25 protein-coding genes and 1 pseudogene are annotated in these 22442 nt (G+C 29.5%); 11 read left to right on the top strand and 15 right to left on the bottom strand.

What is annotated here, in order from left to right; translation table 11 throughout:
• Window positions 1–10: 10 nt before the first annotated feature.
• Both LPC11_RS00925 and LPC11_RS00920 read left to right on the top strand, forming a co-directional pair.
• On the top strand, window positions 11–673 hold the full coding sequence (locus LPC11_RS00925) for an ABC transporter ATP-binding protein (protein WP_023374288.1): 663 nt from the start codon (window positions 11–13) through the stop codon (window positions 671–673).
• A 77-nt stretch (window positions 674–750) separates the two neighbouring features.
• Complete coding sequence (locus tag LPC11_RS00920) at window positions 751–1164, top strand: GNAT family N-acetyltransferase (protein ID WP_023374289.1); 414 nt, start codon at window positions 751–753, stop codon at window positions 1162–1164.
• Here LPC11_RS00920 and LPC11_RS00915 read toward each other — a convergent pair.
• From LPC11_RS00915 to LPC11_RS00900, 4 genes are all read right to left on the bottom strand, one after another.
• A complete protein-coding gene (locus tag LPC11_RS00915) occupies window positions 1148–2050 on the bottom strand; it encodes a sensor histidine kinase (RefSeq protein ID WP_023374290.1) in 903 nt (300 codons plus the stop codon). The genes LPC11_RS00920 and LPC11_RS00915 overlap by 17 nt on opposite strands.
• 17 nt (window positions 2051–2067) lie before the next feature.
• Window positions 2068–2823 (bottom strand): hypothetical protein, encoded by a 756-nt coding sequence (locus LPC11_RS00910; RefSeq protein ID WP_231307303.1) that lies wholly within the window; start codon window positions 2821–2823, stop codon window positions 2068–2070.
• A gap of 1 nt (window position 2824) precedes the next feature.
• Window positions 2825–3733: an ABC transporter ATP-binding protein gene (locus LPC11_RS00905; RefSeq protein ID WP_023374292.1), complete on the bottom strand. Its 909-nt coding sequence runs from the start codon at window positions 3731–3733 to the stop codon at window positions 2825–2827.
• An 89-nt stretch (window positions 3734–3822) separates the two neighbouring features.
• On the bottom strand, window positions 3823–4491 hold the full coding sequence (locus tag LPC11_RS00900; protein WP_023374293.1) for a response regulator transcription factor: 669 nt from the start codon (window positions 4489–4491) through the stop codon (window positions 3823–3825).
• A gap of 150 nt (window positions 4492–4641) precedes the next feature.
• Between LPC11_RS00900 and LPC11_RS00895 the strand changes: the two genes are divergently transcribed.
• From LPC11_RS00895 to LPC11_RS00885, 3 genes are all read left to right on the top strand, one after another.
• Window positions 4642–4815, top strand: a complete 174-nt coding sequence (locus LPC11_RS00895; RefSeq protein ID WP_023374294.1) for a hypothetical protein — start codon at window positions 4642–4644, stop codon at window positions 4813–4815.
• Window positions 4816–4994: 179 nt separating this feature from the next.
• Window positions 4995–5345: a DUF4064 domain-containing protein gene (locus LPC11_RS00890; RefSeq protein ID WP_002466687.1), complete on the top strand. Its 351-nt coding sequence runs from the start codon at window positions 4995–4997 to the stop codon at window positions 5343–5345.
• Between the two features lie 203 nt (window positions 5346–5548).
• Window positions 5549–5908, top strand: a complete 360-nt coding sequence (locus LPC11_RS00885; RefSeq protein ID WP_023374295.1) for a hypothetical protein — start codon at window positions 5549–5551, stop codon at window positions 5906–5908.
• 68 nt (window positions 5909–5976) lie between these two features.
• On the opposite strand, the gene LPC11_RS00880 is transcribed toward LPC11_RS00885, so the two are convergent.
• The 9 genes and pseudogenes from LPC11_RS00880 to LPC11_RS00840 form a co-directional block, all read right to left on the bottom strand.
• Complete coding sequence (locus LPC11_RS00880) at window positions 5977–6240, bottom strand: hypothetical protein (protein WP_002466695.1); 264 nt, start codon at window positions 6238–6240, stop codon at window positions 5977–5979.
• A gap of 71 nt (window positions 6241–6311) precedes the next feature.
• Entirely contained in the window at window positions 6312–8006 is a 1695-nt protein-coding gene (locus tag LPC11_RS00875) for an ABC-ATPase domain-containing protein (RefSeq protein ID WP_231307302.1), read from the bottom strand.
• Window positions 8006–8439: pseudogene (locus LPC11_RS00870) on the bottom strand (TIGR01741 family protein). The gene LPC11_RS00875 and the pseudogene LPC11_RS00870 overlap by 1 nt, the downstream one beginning before the upstream one ends.
• A 407-nt stretch (window positions 8440–8846) precedes the next feature.
• On the bottom strand, window positions 8847–9503 hold the full coding sequence (locus LPC11_RS00865; RefSeq protein WP_023374298.1) for an SMI1/KNR4 family protein: 657 nt from the start codon (window positions 9501–9503) through the stop codon (window positions 8847–8849).
• 145 nt (window positions 9504–9648) lie between these two features.
• Entirely contained in the window at window positions 9649–10041 is a 393-nt protein-coding gene (locus tag LPC11_RS00860) for a DUF5084 family protein (RefSeq protein WP_023374299.1), read from the bottom strand.
• Window position 10042: 1 nt separating this feature from the next.
• Window positions 10043–10432 carry a DUF4064 domain-containing protein gene (locus LPC11_RS00855; RefSeq protein ID WP_023374300.1) on the bottom strand — a complete coding sequence of 130 codons (390 nt, stop codon included), beginning with the start codon at window positions 10430–10432 and terminating at the stop codon, window positions 10043–10045.
• A gap of 21 nt (window positions 10433–10453) precedes the next feature.
• A complete protein-coding gene (locus LPC11_RS00850; protein WP_023374301.1) occupies window positions 10454–10828 on the bottom strand; it encodes a DUF4467 domain-containing protein in 375 nt (124 codons plus the stop codon).
• 13 nt (window positions 10829–10841) lie between these two features.
• Window positions 10842–11315: a DUF5083 family protein gene (locus tag LPC11_RS00845; protein WP_023374302.1), complete on the bottom strand. Its 474-nt coding sequence runs from the start codon at window positions 11313–11315 to the stop codon at window positions 10842–10844.
• 317 nt (window positions 11316–11632) lie between these two features.
• Window positions 11633–12091, bottom strand: coding sequence for a DUF1433 domain-containing protein (locus tag LPC11_RS00840; protein ID WP_023374304.1), 459 nt, complete (start codon window positions 12089–12091; stop codon window positions 11633–11635).
• A gap of 430 nt (window positions 12092–12521) precedes the next feature.
• Here LPC11_RS00840 and LPC11_RS00835 point away from each other — a divergent pair, with 430 nt between their 5' ends.
• The 6 genes from LPC11_RS00835 to LPC11_RS00810 all read left to right on the top strand — a co-directional run bounded on the left by LPC11_RS00835 (window position 12522) and on the right by LPC11_RS00810 (window position 18598).
• Window positions 12522–13133 carry a DUF5067 domain-containing protein gene (locus LPC11_RS00835; protein ID WP_023374305.1) on the top strand — a complete coding sequence of 204 codons (612 nt, stop codon included), beginning with the start codon at window positions 12522–12524 and terminating at the stop codon, window positions 13131–13133.
• A 104-nt stretch (window positions 13134–13237) separates the two neighbouring features.
• Window positions 13238–14722, top strand: coding sequence for a DUF6583 family protein (locus tag LPC11_RS00830; RefSeq protein ID WP_023374306.1), 1485 nt, complete (start codon window positions 13238–13240; stop codon window positions 14720–14722).
• A gap of 154 nt (window positions 14723–14876) precedes the next feature.
• Window positions 14877–16043, top strand: coding sequence for an ABC transporter permease (locus tag LPC11_RS00825; protein ID WP_107566292.1), 1167 nt, complete (start codon window positions 14877–14879; stop codon window positions 16041–16043).
• Entirely contained in the window at window positions 16040–16960 is a 921-nt protein-coding gene (locus LPC11_RS00820) for an ABC transporter permease (RefSeq protein WP_023374308.1), read from the top strand. Before LPC11_RS00825 ends, LPC11_RS00820 begins: the two co-directional genes overlap by 4 nt.
• Before the next feature lie 15 nt (window positions 16961–16975).
• Window positions 16976–17650 carry an ABC transporter ATP-binding protein gene (locus LPC11_RS00815; RefSeq protein ID WP_023374309.1) on the top strand — a complete coding sequence of 225 codons (675 nt, stop codon included), beginning with the start codon at window positions 16976–16978 and terminating at the stop codon, window positions 17648–17650.
• Window positions 17651–17674: 24 nt separating this feature from the next.
• Complete coding sequence (locus tag LPC11_RS00810) at window positions 17675–18598, top strand: hypothetical protein (RefSeq protein ID WP_023374310.1); 924 nt, start codon at window positions 17675–17677, stop codon at window positions 18596–18598.
• 176 nt (window positions 18599–18774) lie between these two features.
• Here LPC11_RS00810 and isaB read toward each other — a convergent pair whose 3' ends face one another.
• The gene (gene isaB / locus LPC11_RS00805; RefSeq protein WP_023374311.1) at window positions 18775–19317 is read right to left on the bottom strand and encodes an immunodominant staphylococcal antigen IsaB family protein; all 543 of its coding nucleotides are present in this window, start codon (window positions 19315–19317) and stop codon (window positions 18775–18777) included.
• A 113-nt stretch (window positions 19318–19430) separates the two neighbouring features.
• Window positions 19431–22385: a CDP-glycerol glycerophosphotransferase family protein gene (locus LPC11_RS00800; RefSeq protein ID WP_231307391.1), complete on the bottom strand. Its 2955-nt coding sequence runs from the start codon at window positions 22383–22385 to the stop codon at window positions 19431–19433.
• Window positions 22386–22442: the final 57 nt, after the last annotated feature.

The following is a 22442-nucleotide window of genomic DNA, read 5'->3' as shown; positions in this document are numbered from 1 at the left end:
GAGTATGCAAATGTTACAATTTAAAGCTGTTACGAAATCATTTAAAGATGGTAACCAAACGATAGAAGCTGTTAAATCAACTGATTTGTCGTTTAATCAAGGCGAACTCATCGCCATTGTAGGGCCGTCTGGTTCTGGGAAAAGTACTTTTTTAACAATGGCAGGTGCATTACAAACACCTACTACGGGTGACATATGGATTAATCATCAAAATATTACCCAATTAAAACAAAAGGCCCTTGCCCGTATTAGAATTCAAGAAATTGGATTTATTCTACAATCCACTAATTTAGTGCCATTTTTAACGGTTAAACAACAATTTCAGTTACTTAAAAAGTATAAAAAAGATGTACTCAATAAAGATGAATATAAAGATTTACTAAATCAATTAGGCCTCACCGAAATAGAGAACCAACTCCCTAGTGAAATATCAGGTGGTCAAAAGCAACGTGTTGCCATTGCCAAAGCAATCTACACTAACCCATCAATCATATTGGCCGATGAACCAACTGCTTCTCTAGATACAGACAACGCGATGGCCGTTATGAAAATCTTAGAACATCAAACAAAGCAACGAAACAAAACATGCATCATCGTTACCCACGACGAACGATTAACCCAATTCTGCGACAAAGTCTATCACATGCAAGACGGTGTATTGAAAGAGCAATAATTTAAATAAACCTGTTCTCCACAACTTGAAGTTGAGAACAGGTTATTTATATGGGATGATGATAAGGAGGAGTCGCTATGCAATACATAACTTCCAAACATATCCCTATTGAAGAATTAAGATTAATATACAATGATGTCGGTTGGTTCAACTATACTTATGATCTGAATAAACTCAGTCAAGCTTTTCATCATTCACTATATGTGTTATCGGTATGGGATGATACTGAACTCATAGGACTCATAAGACTTGTTGGTGATGGTATTTCAGTTATCATAATTCAAGATTTATTAGTTAAACGTCAGTATCAAAACCATGGTATAGGTTCTAAGCTTCTTGGAGAAGTTCTTAGTCAATTTGACCACACAATGCAAATCGTCTGTATGACTGACGATCAAGAAAGTACTAAATCATTTTATAAAAAACATGATTTAAAACCAGTAACCAAATATAATATTGTAGGTATGGCAAATATTAAATCGCATATTTAGGAAATTCAATGGATATATTAAACTGATTATTTTGGAAAGTAGCTGTAATTCTACCATTCTGTACTTCTACTAATCGCTTAACCATGTATAAACCTAATCCCGTACTACCATTATGTCTACTGACGTCAAGTGTTTGAGATCTTTTGAATAAGTTAGTTTGATCACCATCACTTAATGGTTCATCAGTATCATTTTGTATTTCAATAAGCACCCTGTCTTTGTTATCGAAAACTTTAATCTTCGCATATGTCTTACCATATTTAAGAATATTCGATATTAAATTATTGATAATCCGTTCTAAACATACTCGATCAGCTTTGACTAAGTGTGTACCATCCTCATTAAATAATACATTAATAGACTTGTTATCAAATTGGTTGAAATACGATAAAAATTGTTCTTTTAAACATTCATCAATATTAATTTCTTGTATATTTAAAGCATAGTCACCTGAATTTAATTTGGTCATTTCATGAAATAGATCCACCATATTGATAAGGTTATCTGTTTTACTATTAATCACCTTAGCATAACGATTGATTTCGTCTATTGTTTCAATCTCTTGCATTAAGTTAGCATATCCTTTAATAGCTGTTAAAGGTGTTCGAATATCATGAGATATATTGGTAATTTCTTGATTTAACAGTAATTCCTGTTGCTTATATTTCACAACTTCTTTTCTCTTTGCATTTAACACGTCATTGATTTCATTAATCAGGTTAACTGAGTGTTTATGATGAGTATTAGTTCGAATAATTTGATTCGAATTAATATGATGTTTTATATATTTTAATTGTTTCGTTAATTGAGTCATATCATATTTCAACAATAAATATTTATAAATTATAACAACAAGAATGAGTACTAATATCATACTGATTATCATTTAATAACTTCCTTAAATTAGTCTATAAACTCTTTATTTCTATAAATTAAATAACCTACTATTAAAAACATCAATCCTAATAATACACCTATCAACCAATAATGAATCCCAAACTGACTTGACTCCTGCATAAATTCTTTGAAATTTTGATTAAATAGCTCTGTTGGAGAATTATCATAAATAACATCAAATTTATGACTGATCATCGTCAATACTTGTAATATCATTGCCGATTGATAGTAAAAAATACTAATAATAATGATAACTATTGCAAGATTAGCTTTAAAACTATTAATAGCATGGGCTAGAGCGAGACCACCAAATACAATAGGGGCCATATTAACTAAAGCTATTAAATAATTCGTGAGTGCTGTTTGATCAAAATCAAATAATGTGATACCTAATATAACTGTTATAGCAGTACTAATTAGAGATAAAACTAAGAAACTCAAGATATAAACTATAAATTTGCCCCAATAAATAGATGAAACTGCTGTATCAAAAGAAATTGAAATTTTTTTTAATGCTTTGTTTTGTTTACTATTCACTAACATATTCATGGATGCACCAATAACCAAGATGAGTAATCCAGCTGTAATTACATTTGTATAGAAAAACTTAGCATTACCATAAGGAAAATTATTTTCCGTTTTATCAAAATAAAATAATGTGAGTGCCGCAAGTATCATTAGAACATTACAAATAATTAAGTATATATATAATCCTTTACTATGAAATATTCTATAAAGTTCACTTTTCATATAATTAATCATGTTAATTTCCCACTCCCTTATTTAAGAAATAATCTTCCAAATTCGTTGTTTCAATCTTGAATTCTTCAACTTCGATATTATTATTAAGTAGTAACTTATTAATATCACTACTTTCTATATTGGGTGGTTCTATAACAATTTCTTTATTATGCAATACTTTATAGTTAATATTTTCAATATGTTCTTCTAATATTCTTACTGCGCTTTCAGGCTTATCAACTTTGATTATTAGTTGACGCTTTCCTTTACTAAGCATTTGTTCTTTGCTTATATCTTCAATAATTTCACCATTTTCAATGAATACAAATCGATAAGCAAGTTGTTGTAGTTCATTTAAAATATGGCTAGATATTAATATTGTAATTCCATTTTCTTCATTTAATTTTAAAATTAAATCTCGAAAACTTTTAATACCTTGAGCATCTAATCCATTAATCGGTTCATCTAGTACTAATATATCTGGCCCTGTCAATAAAGCCAACGCTATACCAAGCCTTTGCTTCATTCCTAATGAATATTGCTTTACCTTTTTAGTGATATTCTTCAAACCTACTAGAGTTAATACTTCTTCTAATTTTTCACTGTTCGTAACACCACGTTGAATACTAAAATAATGTAGATTTTGATAAGCCGTAAAATTAGATATAAATTCTGGTGTTTCAATCATAAATCCTACTCTTTTTCGCCCCTGATTATTAATATTATAGCCATCTTCTCCAAACAATTTGATACTACCACTCGTAGGATGAATTTGATTCGCAATTAATTTAAATAACGTCGATTTACCTGCGCCATTTCGTCCGATAATCGCGCATATTTCTCCTTCATAAAGATTGAAATCGGTAGGTTGTAACCCATAGTCGTGTTTAAACTTTTTAGATAATTGCTTTGTTTGTATGACTGGATTCATTTAATCATCTCCTTCGCTATTCTTACACTTAACATAACGAAATATTCCTTAAGTTCCTTTAAGTAAAATATAAAGAAATCATAAAGATTTTAGATCAACATAAACCCAATCCCCCACACTGTTTGTATATATGTTTCAGTTGTATGCAGCGCTATCTTCTTTCTAATATTAGATATATGTACATTGATGGTATTGTCATCACCTAAATAAACACCTTGTATGGATTCATAAATCTTTTGCTTTGAAAATGCCTTCTCAGGATATTGCATTAACAACTTCATAATCTCGAACTCTGAATTAGTTAAATTAATTTCAGTATTTTTATAGAACATTTGATGTTTACTAATATCCAAAGTAAGATCTTTCCATTTAAGTTGCTCCATTTGAGATTTGCTATCTAAATTTCTCAATTGAACCAAAACACGAGCTGTTACTTCTTTAGCATCGAATGGTTTAGTCATATAATCATCTGCACCTAAATTTAATAGTTTTACTTTTTCTTCTACATCAGTCTTAGCAGATATAACTATAACTTTGCTATATGTATTTTCTTTTATAAAAGGAAGTATTTCTTCACCACTTAATTCTGGTAACATCAAATCTAAAATCACTATATCAAATTGATTATTTTTTAATGTTTGAAGCGCTTCTTGACCGGAATAATTAATTGTTGTATGTACCGTCATCTTTGTAAGAGTTAAAGATAAAATATGTGCTATATCTATATCATCTTCAACGATTAATGCGTTATATGACATAATAAGACCTTCCTTTTCTTTATAACTTTTTAATAAGCAATCTTTCATATTTAATTATTTAACAACATTATAAATTACTTTATAATTAAACTATTAGAATCATTATATATTTACAATACCATGTTTTAAATACATAGGAGGTTATACATCATGCTACGTACAATTGAAATGTTAGCGTGTGTGGTCGTTTGTTTATTAGCAATTGTCATGATTGTTTGGAATATCATCCATGGTTTTAGTTTATCTGTATTTATTCCATTTCTTATTATCGCATGTATTAGTATTTATTATTTTGTTAGAGCGTTTAAGGACAATCATAATTAAAACGAATCATTTTTCATATAAAAGTTGGACACATCTTTAAAGTGTGTTCAACTTCTTTTTGTATATTAAATGTTTTTACATCAATTAAGTATTATTATTTTAATAAGTTGCTACAAAACTATTTATTTAATTTGTTTAATAGTATATATTAAAGTTATGAATAATAACGAGGTGACATAATGAATAATTATCAGTTTGAAAGACCAACAAACCGAGTAGCGGAAATGATTCTAGGCATTATGGGAAGTATTTTCGGTATGCTTGGTGGATTATTTGCGATTATGGTGGGTAGTATCGGTAATGAATTTGAAGCATCAGATAGTGGACAAGTTTTCGGACTAGGTGTCGCTGTCATCCTTACATGTATTATCACTTTAATCTTAAGTTGTATCATCAATAAGAAAAGAGTTTTAATGGGTGTTTTATTAGTTATTGGTGGCCTTTTAAACTTCATCTTTATCGGTTTCTTTGGTATCTTATCAGGTATTTTAATTTTAGTTGCTGGTATTCTAGCTTTAATTCGAAAATAGCAACGTACTGACCTTCATCAATCTATCGGATGAAGGTTTTATTTTTTATATTAATTTAATATCCCCTACAACATCAAATGTAATCAATAGCACACATCACTCCAATAGCACTACTTTTTTATTTATACCAAATGATATTTGGTCACTTTTTATAATTTTGTGATATTATTTCATTAATAAGTGATATTTTAAGGGGAACATAGATGATCAGGGAACAATTAAGACCATTTCGTAATAAAAATGTCGTAGTCACTGGTAGAGTTGAATATGTAGGTTATAAAAATAGATTGAATCGCGATATTCCATATTTGCGCAATGTCAAAATCTTATTAAAAGATGTCCAAATTAATGGTGCTATGATTGACCATATATGGCTTTTTGAGAGGCAAAAATATTATGACATTGGGTTTTCACTTCTTTATAAAAAAGTAAAATTTAGAGCAACTGTAGTACCCTATTTAAAAGAAGGAGCGCACTGTTTCAAAGAAGATTACGGTTTGCAGAGAAAAAGTAGATTGATGACTGAAGCAGAATATAATGACAATAAACCTTTTATTAAATAACATCTATCATACATTAATGCGCATGTTATCTTAGTACCTCACGTACTTCTAGATACATGCGCATCTCATTATTCTTTCATTTTTGATTTTCTAGCTTGTTGTGCACGTTGCCATTCTCCTAATAACATAAATAATCCCATAATTGTTAAGAAGATGATAGGCATTAATCCTAATTCAAAATAATTCATCATATAACCATATGTGACACCTACAACTAATACAACTGGCATAATTAAACCTAATATTTTACTACCTGTTCGAGATAAAAAATATTGTAACGCTAAAATGATGACATAAATAATAACAGGGAAGAAAATACTCAAAAATTTCAACGTGTTATTCCGTCCTTTCGTTAAAATTTAAAAATACTTTATTCATCTCTTTATTCATCATTACATTTATATCATTTCACATGCAACCCTCTATAGCGATTCAACGTACCTATCAATTCTTGTTTACGAGGTAATGCTAAATTACCTGGATGACCTTGATGATGTGACATCGCCTCTAACCCTTGTTCGTCTATCAATTGATAAATAGCATCGACTATCTCTACAATCGTCTGCTCGTTGTTCACCTTATGACGTTGCATATAATCTAACATCATTGCCAAACAGTTAGTCTGACTATCATCTACTAATTGTTCTAACCCATATATATCAATCGCCTCTTTACCATACACCACTGCATGTTGGCCTTTTGCTTTTAATCGACCGTCTTTACCTTTTTTAGTAAAACTTGACGTAAGTGGCACTCTTGACGGGATGTTACCAAATGATTGTTGTGAAATCACGTCACGTTCATATCCGGTGGAATGTGCTATTGCCTTAGCTTCTTCAGTGACATCTTTGAGTACATATTCATCCATCATCAGTACTTGATCAGCCACTTCAAAGTAATCGCCTGACCCACCTACAATTAAAATAGTCGATACATTATAGTCATCATATAATGGCTTCACTTTATTTGAAAATGGTGTAATCGGTTCTTTCTCGGGTGCTATTAACTTTTGCATACGCCCATCACGAATCATAAAATTCGTAGCTGATGTATCTTCATCAATTAACATCACCTTGGATTGTGCTTCAAGTACTTCCATCACATTGGTGGCTTGTGATGTACTACCACTTGCATTATCTGTTGAAAATTGACTTGTGTCTTTTTTACCTGGTAGGTGATCAATAAATGGTTGTATATTAACTTTTTCAACGCTACGACCGTCTTCAGCACGAATCTTCATTGCACTGTCATTGGTAATGACATATTCTCGCCCATCACCAGCAATATGGTCATAGACACCTCTCTCTAACGCTTGTAATAATGTTGATTTACCATGATAGCCACCACCAACAATGAGTGTAATGCCTTTAGGTATTCCCATACCTTTTACTGCTTCACCAAACGGCACATGCATAGTCGTCTCAAATGACTTAGGGCTTATAAATGATTTGGCTTTGGACATTGGTCCATCAGATATACCACTTTTCCTCGGTAATATGGCCCCATTAGCTACAAATGCGATAAGTCCTTGTTGCTCAAGTTGCGCTCTAATATAAGTTTGATTTAATTTTAATTCAACCTGTTGTTTTAAAGATGCTTGATCAATTTGTTGATAGTTAAGTGCCTGAGATACAAGCTGAGGTAATAGTTCGGTCAGTGTTGTTGCTGCAGCTTTGCCTAATATTTTGCGTCCTGCAGCTGGAAGACCTACCTCGAGACGCACCTCTATATTATTGTTGTTAATTACTACTGACGTTCTTTTCAACATTTCTTGACCGCAACGATCGATCAATAGTTTGTGTTGTCCCTTTGATTTAGAAACTAAAGATTTCAATACATGTGCGACATTTCTTGTTAAAAAGTCAGCAACAGCTACATGCTTATCTTCAGTATTTAAATATTTATCTGGTATACCTACAATATCTCTATCAATGATTAATCTTATTTTAGATGGCGGCGCATATGGATCCACTTGTATATGATCAATGGCTAATTGAAAGTCATTAAAATCATAGACATTTTTAATACGTTTATAAGCACCGTACTTTTGACCATCTAATTGAAATAATGTCTTTTTTAAGTCTTGTGCTTGTTTCATTAATCATTCTCCTTTTCTTCAACAAATTTTTCTACTTTTTTAATTTCTTCTATAGCATATTCTTTTCAGGTAGAATACCAAATTTTTTATATCTATAATAATTGAACCGGTCATATTGCCCAAAATCTGAGTTTTTCCAATCTATATACCCAAATGATACATTCAATTTTCCTTCATTTGTAAAATTGAATTCACATGATGTCCATGGTTCCTGATTTTCCTTTTTAAAAACATCTATTAATTTTATAAATTTTTCATGAACCTCTATCAATAAATATTTGTATATTGCTGAAGACACATTATATAACTTTGGAATATCACCACTATAATATATTTCATTTTCATTTTTCTTAGTGAAAAAGAAAAACACTTCACTGCCTTCATCATTCACATATGCTTTTAAATAAATATTTTCCCATTTATCAGGTATCATATCACTAACATCACTAGCAATATCATTGTAAAGCTTACTTATTTGTTCTTAAAAAATCATTTCTATTCCTCCTAAATATTCTTAATGTATTTGATTATCTCCGTTTATTTCATAATCAACTGAAAAACCACTTGGTCTTTGACTTCCATTTTAATATTTTTTACTTGATCACCTGATTCAATAGCTTCTCGCCATTCCTGCTCCATGTTATACCATTAGGTGCATTATCTTCTTTGATTATTTGTTTAGTCACTTATAATTATAGAGATATTTGTACTTTTTTGTATTTAAATGAAAATAACGGCTGGTGAATTTTATTCACCACCGTTATAATATACGAACTCAAACTTTATTTGACTGACTTCAATAAATCTCCTGACTATTCGTTAATTGTTAAACAATATTTTTTACTCTTCCATCCCCATTTTTATCCATTCATCACAAAAATCCCAAAAGTTTTTTTGATACATTGGTGCTTCGTCATCAAACCAAATCGTTGCGTTATCTATCCCTTTATTTACATCTACAACAATAAATCCGCCCATACCAGAATCAAAAATGATATAAGCTGTATCTAAATTTATTTCTGGTTCATCTATTTCTTCTAAAATCGCCCAATCATATTCATTTAAATTTTTAATCATACTCAATTCCAAAATTCCTATTGAGTCACTTGCATAATAATAAAATCCATCATGAAGATTAGAATAAAAAGTTTGTAATGAAGAAGGCAGTTTATCATATATAGAAGATATTTTTTTATTTTCATTAGGTATCTTCCCTACATATATCCCTTCTTCTTTATTTTCAGCAAGAATGTTATACAAAATATAATAATCTTCATTAACTTTTATACATTGTATATCAATTAAATGATTTTCCATATATTGAATTGTATTACTTAAATTTTGCCCCACTACTTCTTTCCAATATTCGACTACTCTCTCAAGTCTATTCTCAGATAGCAAAATATACTTCCAACATTGTGGTATCTTTTCTAGTTCATTTTCTTTTAAAATTTTTATATTTTGATTGAATCTTTTTAAATATTGTACATATTCCATAATTCACCTTCTATATAATTATTCATTAAGTTTTAGTATATATTACATGATGCGATTGTAACATTTAAAATCAGACTCATCTTATATGTATAAACCAATAGGACGGCATTCTCATTAAACCGTCCTAATTCACATTCTATTCGTTTTATTGTCTTAATCGTGATTGTTGTATTTTAAATACAAGCCATGTACCAATAGTAAATAAAATAATGCCAATGATAAATAATGGCAATCCTAACGTATTGAAAGATTCACCGTATAATTTTGTTCCTATATCATTAAAATCAGTTTTCATTACAAAGTAAAATAGAATGGACATCAATGTTATGACAGCGTATGTTCCAATGATTGACAAATATATTGTTGGTTTTGAAACAGATTCAAGTGCTTTTGAATTTTTATGTGGTGTGTAGACAAATAACCACATGACATTCAACGCCACCATTCCAAAGCTACCTACACATAGAATAAATCCATAAACACTGATTAAACTTAAAATTCCAGCAATTATTAAAAGTATCCACCAAACATATTTCATTCTACGACACTTCTTTTCCTGTTTTATTATATCTTAAAATAGAAATACCACTGATTAACCAAGCAATAAATGTTAATAAATTAGCACTGATAACTGCCCCAATAATATGCAAAATACCACTCATTTTATTATTCACAAATAACTTTTTCATAGCGAAAATACCTAATAAATCTGAAACTAATGAAATTACAAAGAAAATGGCAAATACCGTAACGAATGTTGCTTGAGCTGTTTCTGGACTTTGTACTGTTTCCTTTCCATTAACAGTTGTGGTTAAATCAGGTTGTATAATTCCTGTGGCTGATAAAATTAAAAATAATAAAAACAATAATGTTAAAAAGCTTTGTATGATAACGCCAATTAAAGACGTCACTTTAATTAATTTTTCCATTTATTTTCCGACTCCTTTAAATTATTTTACTTTAATATCCTTATAATCTGGGTGATGTTCTTTCACATATGTTTTAGGATCAATATCTCTCTTATAATAAATTTTGTCATCTTTAAATTCATATGTTGCATAGAACAATTCATCTTTATCTTTAAATAGCTTATAACTAAGGATAATCAATTTACCATCTTCAAAGACATAAGTATTCACTTGATCTTTATTGAATTTAGGTGTAACTTGATCACTTTTTTTAACCATCTCTTTATGTGTTTCTTGTTGTATTTCCATTACTTTATCAATGTGACTTTGATATTTATTTTCTTTTTGGTCGTGACTACAACCACTATTGATGATACTCATCATGATAATTAACACTCCTATACATAACTTTTTCATTAGTTTCTCCTTATTATCTATTTTTAATAAATAAGTCTTTCAACTCAAATGGTTTTCTGTCAGCTTTTATAAAGCTTTCCCAAAAATGATAAGCAGGTTGTCCCGACTTTTTATTTTCTCTAAATGAGCGAACATGTAAAAATCTAAAATAAAATGGAATCGCATATAAACCTGGAATCATATATAAAATTGATAATACTTTTGTGACTTTAACTCTATTAGCTAATTCAACATTTGTTTGATCATATTGATAATTTTTCAGTATTTTAAAATAAAAAATAATTTCTAACAATATGGTAATAACATATACACTCATAATTGAAATATAAGAATATAACGCAACTTTATCACTAAAATCCCTACCATACTGCAAGCGATTATTCATTAATTCTGCTAACATCGGTGCAAACATTAACAAAACAAACATAATAAAAGGAATAATCTCAAACGAAAAAAACATTTTATTTATCTTTTTAATATCTTTCATATTATCCCCTCAAAAAATCATATTTTTAAATTGCTTAAATTAATTGTACTGAGCAAATTGACATTATATTTACAAAAAATAATAGAAAATTAGCGATTATATGTATTGAAAAGAAAAACTTTAGATATTTATGTTTAATATATTTTAGTGAAAAAGATAATATAAAACTGCCGAAGACAACAATTGTAGATGCAATAGGCGTCCAATATGGAAATAATCCCCAACCAAATATAAATAGTATATTCCCCACAGTTATCAATATAACGAAACTGCTCATTATTGTTGATAGAATAGCAATAAGCATTAATGTCTTCCGCTTAGTTATTCTCTTCATGTTGTTCACCTTCCGATTTTAATTTCTTTAAGGCATCATTAACAGAATTGGTATTTTTTTCTTTTAATATATCTTTTACTAATTTTATCTTTCTATTTGCTTTCTTCTTTTTTAGATTACCGTTTAAAATATACTCCTCTCCATTGAATTTTGGTTTATAGTTCCCGCATTCACCATCATAATTTAATTCTTTATTTTTATCCCCATTAATACGAACGATAATATTATAACTTCCTAGCGGTGAATCACTATTACTCTTATATACTGTTGTACTATTAATATTTTTAAAGTTATATTTTAAAAACAATTCAATCCGTTTCTCTTCTTTCTGTATATATTGATGTTGGAAATATAAATGAGTACACAATGCACCTATAAAAATGATAATTTCAACGAGAACTAAAATAGTAAATATTCTCAGTATTAATGCGAACCTTTTCATATTTATCCTCCTTGAATTCATAAATCATAATTAGATATTTCCAAGTTTTTTAAACCATTCTAGCAATCAACTAAATGTATTAAGCTTATTAAATTATCAACATAACGAATGATCTTTTTAATCTAGATATTTATCTAGAAATGCCTCAATTACATTACCCAAAATTGAATTTAACACTATTGAATTTACTGTATTTAAATTCAAAATAAAAACTATTATATTTTAAAATAAACATAATTATTTCAGTTTTATTCATTCAGTCTATAAACATATTTTAACGTAATTTTTTTTGAAATAAAGTATTACTTTAACAACAATTAAATGCTATACTAATTACCATAAATATTCATTATTTTATTATTCATTTAATATTAATAAGTGAATATTTTCATTACATACTATTCATTTTATAATATTGGGAGGTTTAATTATGAAAAAATTATTAGCTTTACTATTTGCGTCAGTTTTAATCTTAGGCGCTTGTGGTAGCAAAGATGATTCTTCTAAGGATTCATCAGATAGTGATTCATCAAACAAATCATCTGAAAGCAAGAAAGATTCTGGTAATACTGATTCTGTTAAAGTTGATTCTTCTGACGATGATAAAGAAAAATCTAACTCTAAATTCAAAAATGATAAATTGACAAGTAAAGATTTTGACATTGAAATTTTAGATACTGAAATCGTTGATGCAAGTAAATATGCAGATGATGACAAACCAAATATTGCTATTGTTTATGGTGTTAAAAAGAAAACTGATAAAGAAGATGTAACAGCATCATCAGCATTCAGTCAAAGCTTTGAAGCATACCAAGATTCTAAAGATGTAAAAAGAAAATTAGAAACTGGCGATGCTTATGATAGTAAATTAGATAGAAAATACGGAGATAACGATACTGACGAAATCAATAAAGGTGGTAAAGTTAAAGCAGTTAAATTCTTTAAGTTAAAAGATACTAAAACACCAGTAACATTACAGGTTAAAGATCCTAACGATTATAGCAACGATAATCTTGCTAAAAAAGAAATCAAGTTAAAATAGTAAAATTGAAGGAGGTTGAGACATAAAGATTTTTGTCCTGACCTCCTTTTGTTAAATAGTTGAAGTCTAATTGGGGATAATAGCAAATTTTGGGAGGATACGATATGTCGAAAAAACTTAAAATTATCTTACCTATCGTGGTCGGATTATTACTTGTATTTGGAATAGCTTGGGGCGTATATGCTTTTATTACTAACACACCCAAAAATACATATTTATTAAGTGAAAAGAAAACAGCTAAGAACTTAAATTCATATGTAAATGATCGTTTTGAAAACGAAATGAAATTCCAAGAAAAATATAACGATAATTCATTCTTATCTAAATTCGAGGTTACTGCAGATGCCTCTAAAGATTTTATCGAAGATCTTGGATTACCTAAATCAGTAGTAGATGGCACAAAACTTAAAGGTACCGTTGGTCATGATCCTAAAAGTAAGAAAAGTACTGTCAGTTTGTCACCTACAATCGTTGATGAAGAAATCGGTAAATTCCAAACTAGTGCTGATGATAAAAATCAATATTATCAATCACCGTTCTTCAAAGATACTTATAGTATCAAAAACTCCGAAATCATTGATGGATTAGCTGAATTACAAGATGTTGATGCATCCGAACTAAAAGATAAAGGCTATTCAAATGTTAATTTCAACCTGAATAATCAACTGGGTGTATTGCAAACTCGACAAGATGATGTTGACAAAATAACTAAACGCTATACTGATTTAATCACAGATCAATTAGATGATGATGACTTTAAAAAAGGCGATAAAGAAAAGGTCAAAATTGACGGCGAATCTAAAAAGATTAAACCTGTCACATTAACTATTAGTAGAGAAAAAGCTAAGAAAATAACAGTAGCCGCATTAAAAAAAGCAAAGAATGACAATGAACTTTTGCGACTTTCAAATATGAATGAAAAAGATTATAACAAATCAATTAAAGATGCACTCAAAGATGCACAGGATGCTCAAGATAAAGATTTCCCTAAAATCGAATCTAAAATTTATCAAGAAAAGCACCAAATATTAAAACGAGATATTACTATTACTGATTCAGATGACAAAAAAATCACTATCAAAGGTACAAATAAAATTGATGATGATTTAAAAGTGGATTACAAAGTGTCTGGTAATGATAATACATTTGAGATTAATGGTACATCTAAAAAGAAAGATGATAACTACAAAGATAAATACACATTAACAAGTAGTATAGATTATGATCGTTATACAGTTGATATCGATAATAAGGAAAGTCAAAGCGATTCAAAACGAAAAGATGCTGGTACTGTAACTATAGATGATGGTACAGATAACTATGATATTGACTATGAAAATAATTTAGATACTGATACAAAGAATAATCAACAAAAACAGAAGCTTAATGTAGAGTTTAAAATAGAAAATGAACCTATTAACATCATTTTAAATGCAGATACCAAATTAAAAGAAAAAATTGACTTTGATACAAAAGGTGCTAAAGATTTTAATGATTTATCTGAAAAAGACAAAGAAAAACTAACCAAAGAAATCAATAAAAGTTATAAAGATAATTTCAAAAAAATAACTAAAAAATTAGAAGATTAAGTAGCTAGAGAATGATATATCAAATACATTTTCAAACTATTGATTGGCTCATACCCCTATCCATTTCAATATAGGATATCGTAGCCAATACAACCATACGGGGTGGGACATAATTTCCACCCCATTTTTCATATCATTTAATAGGAGTGGGTATATGAAAGCATTAAAATTGTTTCACATCTACCACTCTTTTTTATTGAAGAAGTGGTATTTATTTTTATATTTATTACTGATGATTATGGCTTTAATCACGACACTAACAATTCTACAGCAACTTAACCAAGATCAATCATCTTTCAAGATAGGTATCGTTGACAAGGATCATTCCAAAGAAACCCAACTTATTTTAGGGTCTGTAGGTAAAGGGAGTCACTTAGGAAAAAACGTCTCTTTGAAAAAATATGATGAACATCAAGCACATCAATTGTTGCAACAACAGAAATTACAGGGCTATTTCGTCTTTGATAAAGGTATGACAAAGGCTTTTTATAAAAACGGTAGTCTTCCTATTTCAGTTTATACATATGACAAACAGTCCACTAAAAGTGTAGTCATTAACCAACTCACTCATTCTGTGTATGATCGCTTAATGTTGTCGATGGGTGGCATTTTGAGTTTCAGTCATCTTGCGGATAAACCTTCTGACAATGAGACATTAATGACAATGACTGACATGCTATTTACAGGCCTCAATCGTACTGGTGCCTTCGATTATGAACCTATAAATATCTATGACACTGGTAGTTATTATGTGGTGACTGGTTATTTACTTTCAATATATATCCTATGTCTATCACTCTATACTGTACTTAAAATGAACCAAGAATCTGCATTAAAAGAGCGATTACAAATGTTTCACTTTTCCTATGAGAAACTCACACTTGTCCGTGGGTTTATCGCTTGGTTTTACACGCTACTATGGTCAGCTATAGGGTTTATTTGGATTCATCATGCACTAAATAGTCCCTTTAGAAATTACAATTGGCCTACAGTAACTATTGAATTACTATACTTTGTAACAATGATGACCTTATGCTTAATCATAATCGATTTATTAGCTAAATCATGGTTTAATTTACTATTAAAAGTCAGTTTAAGCATCATAATTATTGGATTTTCTGGTATCACTGTCCCAACCATTTTCTTCCAACATATATTTAATAATATGATAGTCAGTCAACCATTTAGTTTAGTCACTAATCAAATGCTAGAAATTACATTAAATAATTACATTTTAAATACACACCCTGCTTTTTATTCTAGTTTGGTTGTATTGATTATGATGTTAATACTTGTTCTTGTTTGGAGGTACCGCCGATGAAACCTTATATTCAACTTGTGATTAAAAAGCAATGGCTAGCTTATTTGATCTTGATATTGACGATTGTCTTAACATTAACTGCCTTATGGTTGGGTCAAAAATCTGCAAATCAAACGTTTAAAATTCCAATCGCAGTACAAGATATGAGTCATACCCAATCATCTAAGCAACTCATACATCAAATTAATCAAAGTAAATATGTTGATGTTCGTCAACTATCTGAAGACGACTTTTATATCGATGATTTAGTAAAGAAAAAGGAAGTCATGGCAAGCCTACAAATTCCTAAAGACTTTGATCGTAAACTTAAAGACAACAATTTAAAGGCTGCCCTGCCGTTATATGGACGTGATGATTTCATAGGTAGTATAGCCATTGAAATCATAAGTCGTTCCTTATATGAGCAACAAATTCCAAATATTATATATGAACATTTAAGTGATACAAAACAACCTAAAACAATGTCAGACATTCAAAAGCAATACAACAAAGACACACCCAAATCACAAATGACTACGCATGCCATCAATCATAATGCCAATCAATCTATCTCTATCGGCATTGTATTTGCCGTTGTGATATGGGTCAGTGTGATTCAAATTCTATTACATCAACGACTTAAACAAAATGCACCGCTTCATCGACTATTCCTGACTAACAATAGTCAGCTCAAACTCTACAGTACCTATATCATCACGCACGTTCTGATTTTATTAGCTGTATTATTACTCATTAGTATAGGCATGCACCAACCTTTGAGTATATGGTTTTACTTGAAATCAATCATTATATTGGTGGTTTATGAGATAGGTATGGCATTACTACTATTTAAAGTAAATATCTTAAGTCATCGTCTATTTATGGCGATTGTGTATGCCATCATATTAAGTGTGATTTATATATGGATTCAATTATAAAGGAGTGTGATAAATATGATAGACGTTCAAAACGTAGCGAAACATTATAAGAAGAAGCATATTTTCGATTCACTAAATATGACATTTCAGAACAATCTCATCACTATTCTATTAGGTGAAAATGGTGCCGGTAAGTCTACGTTATTGCGCTTAATTGCTGGTATTGAAAAAGTCGATGCAGGTAGTATTCAATATTTTGGAAAGTCATTAACTAAGCGTCAAATCAGACAATTAGTCGGTTATGTACCACAAGACATCGCATTATTTGAACATATGACAGTTATTGAAAATATTAACTTTTTTAAATCACTTTGTGAGCACCCTATTTCAGAAGATACGATTCAAAGTTATTTAAAACAACTCAATTTTGATGACACTAAAGCTAAAGTTTCTAATTTATCCGGCGGTAATAAAAGAAAAATTAATATTTTAATCGGATTACTTAGTCAACCTAAAATTTTAATTCTAGATGAACCAACCGTGGGTATAGATCTTGAGTCTAGATACGATATCCATCGCTTATTAGTGCAGTTGAAATCCCAATGTTTAATTATTATGACCACACATCATTTAGATGAGGTTGAAGTATTAGCTGATTACATTAAAATTATCGGTCAAAATCCTTTTTATCGTCATGTTCTTGAAGACAAAGGGATGGCTTATGAAAAATATAATAATGCATTAACTTAAAACATAGTTAAAGGAGAATTTATTATGAAAAAATTAATTAGTGTATTTATTTTAGCCTTAGTATTATGTTTAGCAGGTTGTAGCAATAGTAATAATGATAAAGATTCACATAAAAATGATGAGAAAAAATCAGAATCTAAAGCTAAAAGTAAAAGTGAACGTTTTAAAGAATACGATGACAATAGTGAAGCGTATGAAGAAGCTAAGAAAAAGTATAATAAACAAAAACCAATCTCTATGCTTAATAAATTAGATCCAATAATGACAGATAAAACTTTTACTAATCAAAAAGGAATGCAAGGTTGGAAAGATTATAAGAAATTAATGGATAAAGTAAAGCTTGCTGATTATAAATATACTAAAGAATCTAAGGGTTCTTCATTAGACGATGTTGATGCATTTTTCAAAGATAAAAAAGATGTAAAACGTCAAAAAATGGATGCAGGCGAAGATGGTATTAAGCAAGTTAATTATTGGTATGTCACTGGCTCTGGTAAAAAAGTCGGCAACACTAATTACCCAGAATATTATACTGAAATCATGACTAAATATAAAGACGGTAAACTTATTTATGCTTCTGTTGAACCAGGTCTATATCATGTAAGTTTCAGTGATGCTGTAGAAAATAAAGATTTCACTAAAGTTAAAAATTTAAACCAATTATTAAAACTTAACCAATCAAAACCTGTACCATATAGTGTAGCTCAAATGAATTATGAAGCACTTCCAGTTACTAATGTGTCAATATTAGTTAAAGGTGAAAAGGAAAAAGACGAAAAAGACGATTCTAACTATTTAGCTTATTTTAATTTCTCACCTGTTAAGTATGATAAAGATAAAAATCATGAAGTAGTGAGTGTTAATGGCGCTCCGTTTGAAAGTGCACAAGCAGACTTTGGTAACTATGCTTATGTCGCTATGAAAGAAGCACTCAAAGAAGCATTATAAAAAATATCCTCAACTTAAATGGATGAACACCATTGAATCTAGAGTGATGATTGATTCACACTTTTCAATAGTGTTGATACCACAAGTTGAGGATTTTATATTTATGTTTCTTCATTTAGAGTTCTTTTAAAAGTATAATTATCTACCCTTAGACAAACCGCAGACTTACCCTTACTTTATCCTTCTGGATTCACTTGACCGACTGTTACAGTTGATACATAGCCCTTTTTAACTACAAATTGTAATCGCGTAGCATCACCTTGATAAACATAAGTACCATCATTAGGATATTGTGCATCATCACTTGTATGAGGGATATGTTTTAGCTTTGATGCATCATATACGTCCTTCATCTGTTGTAATGACACACTTGAATTGGCTACTGAAAATCTCACACTCGATGCTGAATGGGAATCAATAACTGTGATATCTTGATCAAACACATGCTTGTTATACGTTGATTTTCCATCATCGTTTGATACAACTTGGTAACCATTAAATGAAACAGTTCCTTTATCTAGTGATTTTAGAAATGATTCATCAAGTAAAAATTGTGCGTGATTACCGACATTTCCCGATTGTTTAAAATGAGTATCACGAGTATCAGTATGTACTGATGACATATTTGTTTGATTAGTTTGCGCATGTGCTGAACCATTCATCGGTATCACAGTTAACGTACAAATTAACACGAGACCTGACCATCGAATTAACTTCATATTTATTCTCCTTTACACTAAATATATTGATACATTTAATGTAACAATAACTTGATAATCGGAGACTTATCTTCCCCAGTTGATGGTTAGCAATGCCTGTACGTCTATATGAATTATTTAAAGACTTCTTCAAATTCCTTAATAGACGATTGTCTAAATGGTTCGAAATTAAATGGTTTAATTTCATATTGATTATATCTATGTTTATATAAACCGTTATAGATTCCTTTCGCATTATTATCTACAATAATGGCTTGATCATCTTCTAAGTATTGTATTGTTTCTGGAAGATCTACAGTGATTACATCTGTTTCTAGCGCTAATGCTTCGTATACAACCAATCCTAATCCCTCGTAATTTGATGATAATACAAATGCATCACAATTCGATAATAGTGGGTATGGATTATTCATTCCACCTAAAATGACGATGCTTTCCCTAGCCGATGAATTTCTAACCCTATTAATCGTTTTACTTTTTAGTGGACCATGCGGACAAACTAAAACTAAGAATATATTTTGATTGATTTCATATAAGTCTTCGAATGCCTCAATTAATTTATCGTGTCCTTTTTGATAATCATATCGTCTTATATTAATGTAAACCTTAATATTTTCATCATATATAGCATTTAAAAGTTTCACTTTAGAAATTCTAAAGTGATTGTAAAAATCAAATATTGGTTTTTTAGATAACTGATTTTCATTATCTAAAACTGAGTGATTCATATAGTTAGACACTTTTTCAAACTGTTTACCAAATAAATGATCATATTTAGCTGATAAATCTTTTTCTCTTTTTAAAGTTTGATAACTATCTAAAATTAATTTTTCAACTTTTGTAGATAGTTGTTGTCTAGGTTGGTTAATTGCATCATTACTCAAATTTTCATTTTCATCGATTTCACTATCTCTATATTGTTCTATTCGATCGTTTAACTCAGGAAAATCAAAGTGCAGTTCGTCTTCTTTATCTTTTAATGTAGGAAGTATAGCTGATACAAACTCTTCAAATGCTAGTTCATATACCAAATCTTCATTATCATTAAATATACCTTGAAGTCTGTGTATAGACTCATTAATCATTTCAACCTCTTTATTAACGACATGAGTTAAATAGTCACTAAGCTTGTATGTTGAGCTAATTTCAATAATTTTATCTATGACTAACTTATAGTTTATATTTTTCTTATTTTTAATTTCATTTAATAGAGTTTGAATTTCATCTTTAAAGTTCTCTAGATGAATTTGGTTCTTAGATTTATATGCATTGTCATTAAAAGAATAATCGACCTTAACACCCTCTAATGATTCAAACAAATCTTCATTACCAAGATTTCGAGTTCTATTTTCTCCTAAGAAATTATTCACAGTTGTCATTTTATGACTAATACCTTTGATATTGTTCACTAGATTCTCTCTTAAATTATTATGTACCAAAACAATCTTATCTACATCTTTATATGCGCCAAATACAATCTTTTTACTAAAATTACGTTTTGCTTTATATTCTTCAAACATATCAGTATGCACCCATATAGCTGTTTTAGCATCTATATGTCTCATCATCTCGGCTTCTTTTCGTTCAAAACCAGTATAATGAATCATCCAATCTATTTTTACATCTCCGAATAATCGTTTGAATTCTTCTCTATAAAGTCGTTTTAATTGGTTTTTCCTAGCTTTTGCAGAATAATTTTCATCCCATAAATACTTTTTAACTAACATCCGATCATATAAATTACCATTTAATTCCCCAGTTGTAGGATAAAAAAGTACATTTTCTGGAAGATTTAGCAATCTATAATAGTGCTCTGGTTTCACTTTAGATTTTTCAAAAAAGCATATATAGTTACGTTGAGAGGTGTCAACATTTTCCAAAGTATTGATAAGTGCCGTCGTTACACCATTATTCCAAAAGCCCCCGCTAAGAATGGCTACAGTTTCTTTTCCGTTGTGTATATCATATTCTATGATTGAATCATCCGTATAATCATTCAATATATTTTTAGTTATTTTATAGGCGCCTGCTTGGCTATCGTATTTAGTGAATCTATTTTTCATTTCAGTGTAATCATTGGTTGGTTCAATTTTATTAATAACCTTTTCTAATTCTTCTAAGGTATCTGTATTAATAAATGGATAATCAGTTAAATCCTCATACATTCCTCTAGTATTGGCGTATTCATCTAAGTCATATGTATATAGAATGACAGGTTTATCCATGTTCAAATAATCGTACATCACTGATGAATAGTCTGTTATTAAAGCATCTGTAGCAGTTAAGAATTCATATGTTTCAAAGTTTTCTGGGAAGAAACGAATATTTCTATACGTATTTTTTATACTATTTTTTTCGAAATCATGAAGTTTAACAAATAATATAGTATTATCATCTAAAAATTTATCTAAGTAGTTGAGCATTCTTTCGACTTCTGTTGATTTTTTTACCTTACCTACTGTTCCTCTCCATGTCGGCATGTAACTTATCACTTTTTTATTATCTATACCTAAGTTTTTTCTAATAACTTCTCGTAATTCCTGATTATAAAACACGCTATTTCTAGGTGATGGTCCGACAACTACTTTACCTGGATAGATATTTTTTAAATTATGTGAATCTACTAAAACGTCTTTAGTATGTTCATTACTTACAATGATTTTGTCAGCCATATAGAAGTTTCGTTGGACATTAGCAACATCTACGACTACTTCCATATCTTTCCCCATATTTTTTAAAGGTGTACCATGCCAAATAATATAATATTTTTGTCCTTCTCTTTTACTGAAGAATGGATAAAATGTTGTATCATTGATTAAATACTCAGAAACCGCCATCAATTCATAATATTCTTCTGATAAATGTTTCACCATATGAATGTTAGAAATTCCTTTTTCATCAAGCAATTTTTTATGCTTGTCTGGTTGTTTAGATACTATGAAAATTTTACTTTTTTCAACTTGTTTTTGAATTTCATCAATAAGATAAAAAATATGTCCCCCTACCGAATCACCATGAGTGGACTCTAATACAAAATAGTTTTTTTTGTATCTTTTTCTTTCTTCGATTCTCTATATAACAAAATTTACCTTTATTCTTTTTGTAATTATCAATCTTTTTTTTAA

Origin of the sequence: Staphylococcus sp. HL28 (genome assembly GCF_021117155.1) — a bacterium.
GTDB classification, from domain to species: domain Bacteria; phylum Bacillota; class Bacilli; order Staphylococcales; family Staphylococcaceae; genus Staphylococcus; species Staphylococcus warneri.
Note: the sequence above shows the minus strand (reverse complement) of the source record. Positions and strands in the feature narration are given on the sequence as shown.

Excerpts from the sequence above, each read along its gene's own strand:
- LPC11_RS00925 (WP_023374288.1), top strand. The coding sequence starts at position 11 with ATGTTACAATTTAAAGCTGTTACGAAATCATTTAAAGATGGTAACCAA.
- LPC11_RS00920 (WP_023374289.1), top strand. The coding sequence starts at position 751 with ATGCAATACATAACTTCCAAACATATCCCTATTGAAGAATTAAGATTA.
- LPC11_RS00915 (WP_023374290.1), bottom strand. The coding sequence starts at position 2,050 with ATGATAATCAGTATGATATTAGTACTCATTCTTGTTGTTATAATTTAT.
- LPC11_RS00910 (WP_231307303.1), bottom strand. The coding sequence starts at position 2,823 with ATGATTAATTATATGAAAAGTGAACTTTATAGAATATTTCATAGTAAA.
- LPC11_RS00905 (WP_023374292.1), bottom strand. The coding sequence starts at position 3,733 with ATGAATCCAGTCATACAAACAAAGCAATTATCTAAAAAGTTTAAACAC.
- LPC11_RS00900 (WP_023374293.1), bottom strand. The coding sequence starts at position 4,491 with ATGTCATATAACGCATTAATCGTTGAAGATGATATAGATATAGCACAT.
- LPC11_RS00895 (WP_023374294.1), top strand. The coding sequence starts at position 4,642 with ATGCTACGTACAATTGAAATGTTAGCGTGTGTGGTCGTTTGTTTATTA.
- LPC11_RS00890 (WP_002466687.1), top strand. The coding sequence starts at position 4,995 with ATGAATAATTATCAGTTTGAAAGACCAACAAACCGAGTAGCGGAAATG.
- LPC11_RS00885 (WP_023374295.1), top strand. The coding sequence starts at position 5,549 with ATGATCAGGGAACAATTAAGACCATTTCGTAATAAAAATGTCGTAGTC.
- LPC11_RS00875 (WP_231307302.1), bottom strand. The coding sequence starts at position 8,006 with ATGAAACAAGCACAAGACTTAAAAAAGACATTATTTCAATTAGATGGT.
- LPC11_RS00865 (WP_023374298.1), bottom strand. The coding sequence starts at position 9,503 with ATGGAATATGTACAATATTTAAAAAGATTCAATCAAAATATAAAAATT.
- LPC11_RS00860 (WP_023374299.1), bottom strand. The coding sequence starts at position 10,041 with ATGAAATATGTTTGGTGGATACTTTTAATAATTGCTGGAATTTTAAGT.
- LPC11_RS00855 (WP_023374300.1), bottom strand. The coding sequence starts at position 10,432 with ATGGAAAAATTAATTAAAGTGACGTCTTTAATTGGCGTTATCATACAA.
- LPC11_RS00850 (WP_023374301.1), bottom strand. The coding sequence starts at position 10,828 with ATGAAAAAGTTATGTATAGGAGTGTTAATTATCATGATGAGTATCATC.
- LPC11_RS00845 (WP_023374302.1), bottom strand. The coding sequence starts at position 11,315 with ATGAAAGATATTAAAAAGATAAATAAAATGTTTTTTTCGTTTGAGATT.
- LPC11_RS00840 (WP_023374304.1), bottom strand. The coding sequence starts at position 12,091 with ATGAAAAGGTTCGCATTAATACTGAGAATATTTACTATTTTAGTTCTC.
- LPC11_RS00835 (WP_023374305.1), top strand. The coding sequence starts at position 12,522 with ATGAAAAAATTATTAGCTTTACTATTTGCGTCAGTTTTAATCTTAGGC.
- LPC11_RS00830 (WP_023374306.1), top strand. The coding sequence starts at position 13,238 with ATGTCGAAAAAACTTAAAATTATCTTACCTATCGTGGTCGGATTATTA.
- LPC11_RS00825 (WP_107566292.1), top strand. The coding sequence starts at position 14,877 with ATGAAAGCATTAAAATTGTTTCACATCTACCACTCTTTTTTATTGAAG.
- LPC11_RS00820 (WP_023374308.1), top strand. The coding sequence starts at position 16,040 with ATGAAACCTTATATTCAACTTGTGATTAAAAAGCAATGGCTAGCTTAT.
- LPC11_RS00815 (WP_023374309.1), top strand. The coding sequence starts at position 16,976 with ATGATAGACGTTCAAAACGTAGCGAAACATTATAAGAAGAAGCATATT.
- LPC11_RS00810 (WP_023374310.1), top strand. The coding sequence starts at position 17,675 with ATGAAAAAATTAATTAGTGTATTTATTTTAGCCTTAGTATTATGTTTA.
- isaB (WP_023374311.1), bottom strand. The coding sequence starts at position 19,317 with ATGAAGTTAATTCGATGGTCAGGTCTCGTGTTAATTTGTACGTTAACT.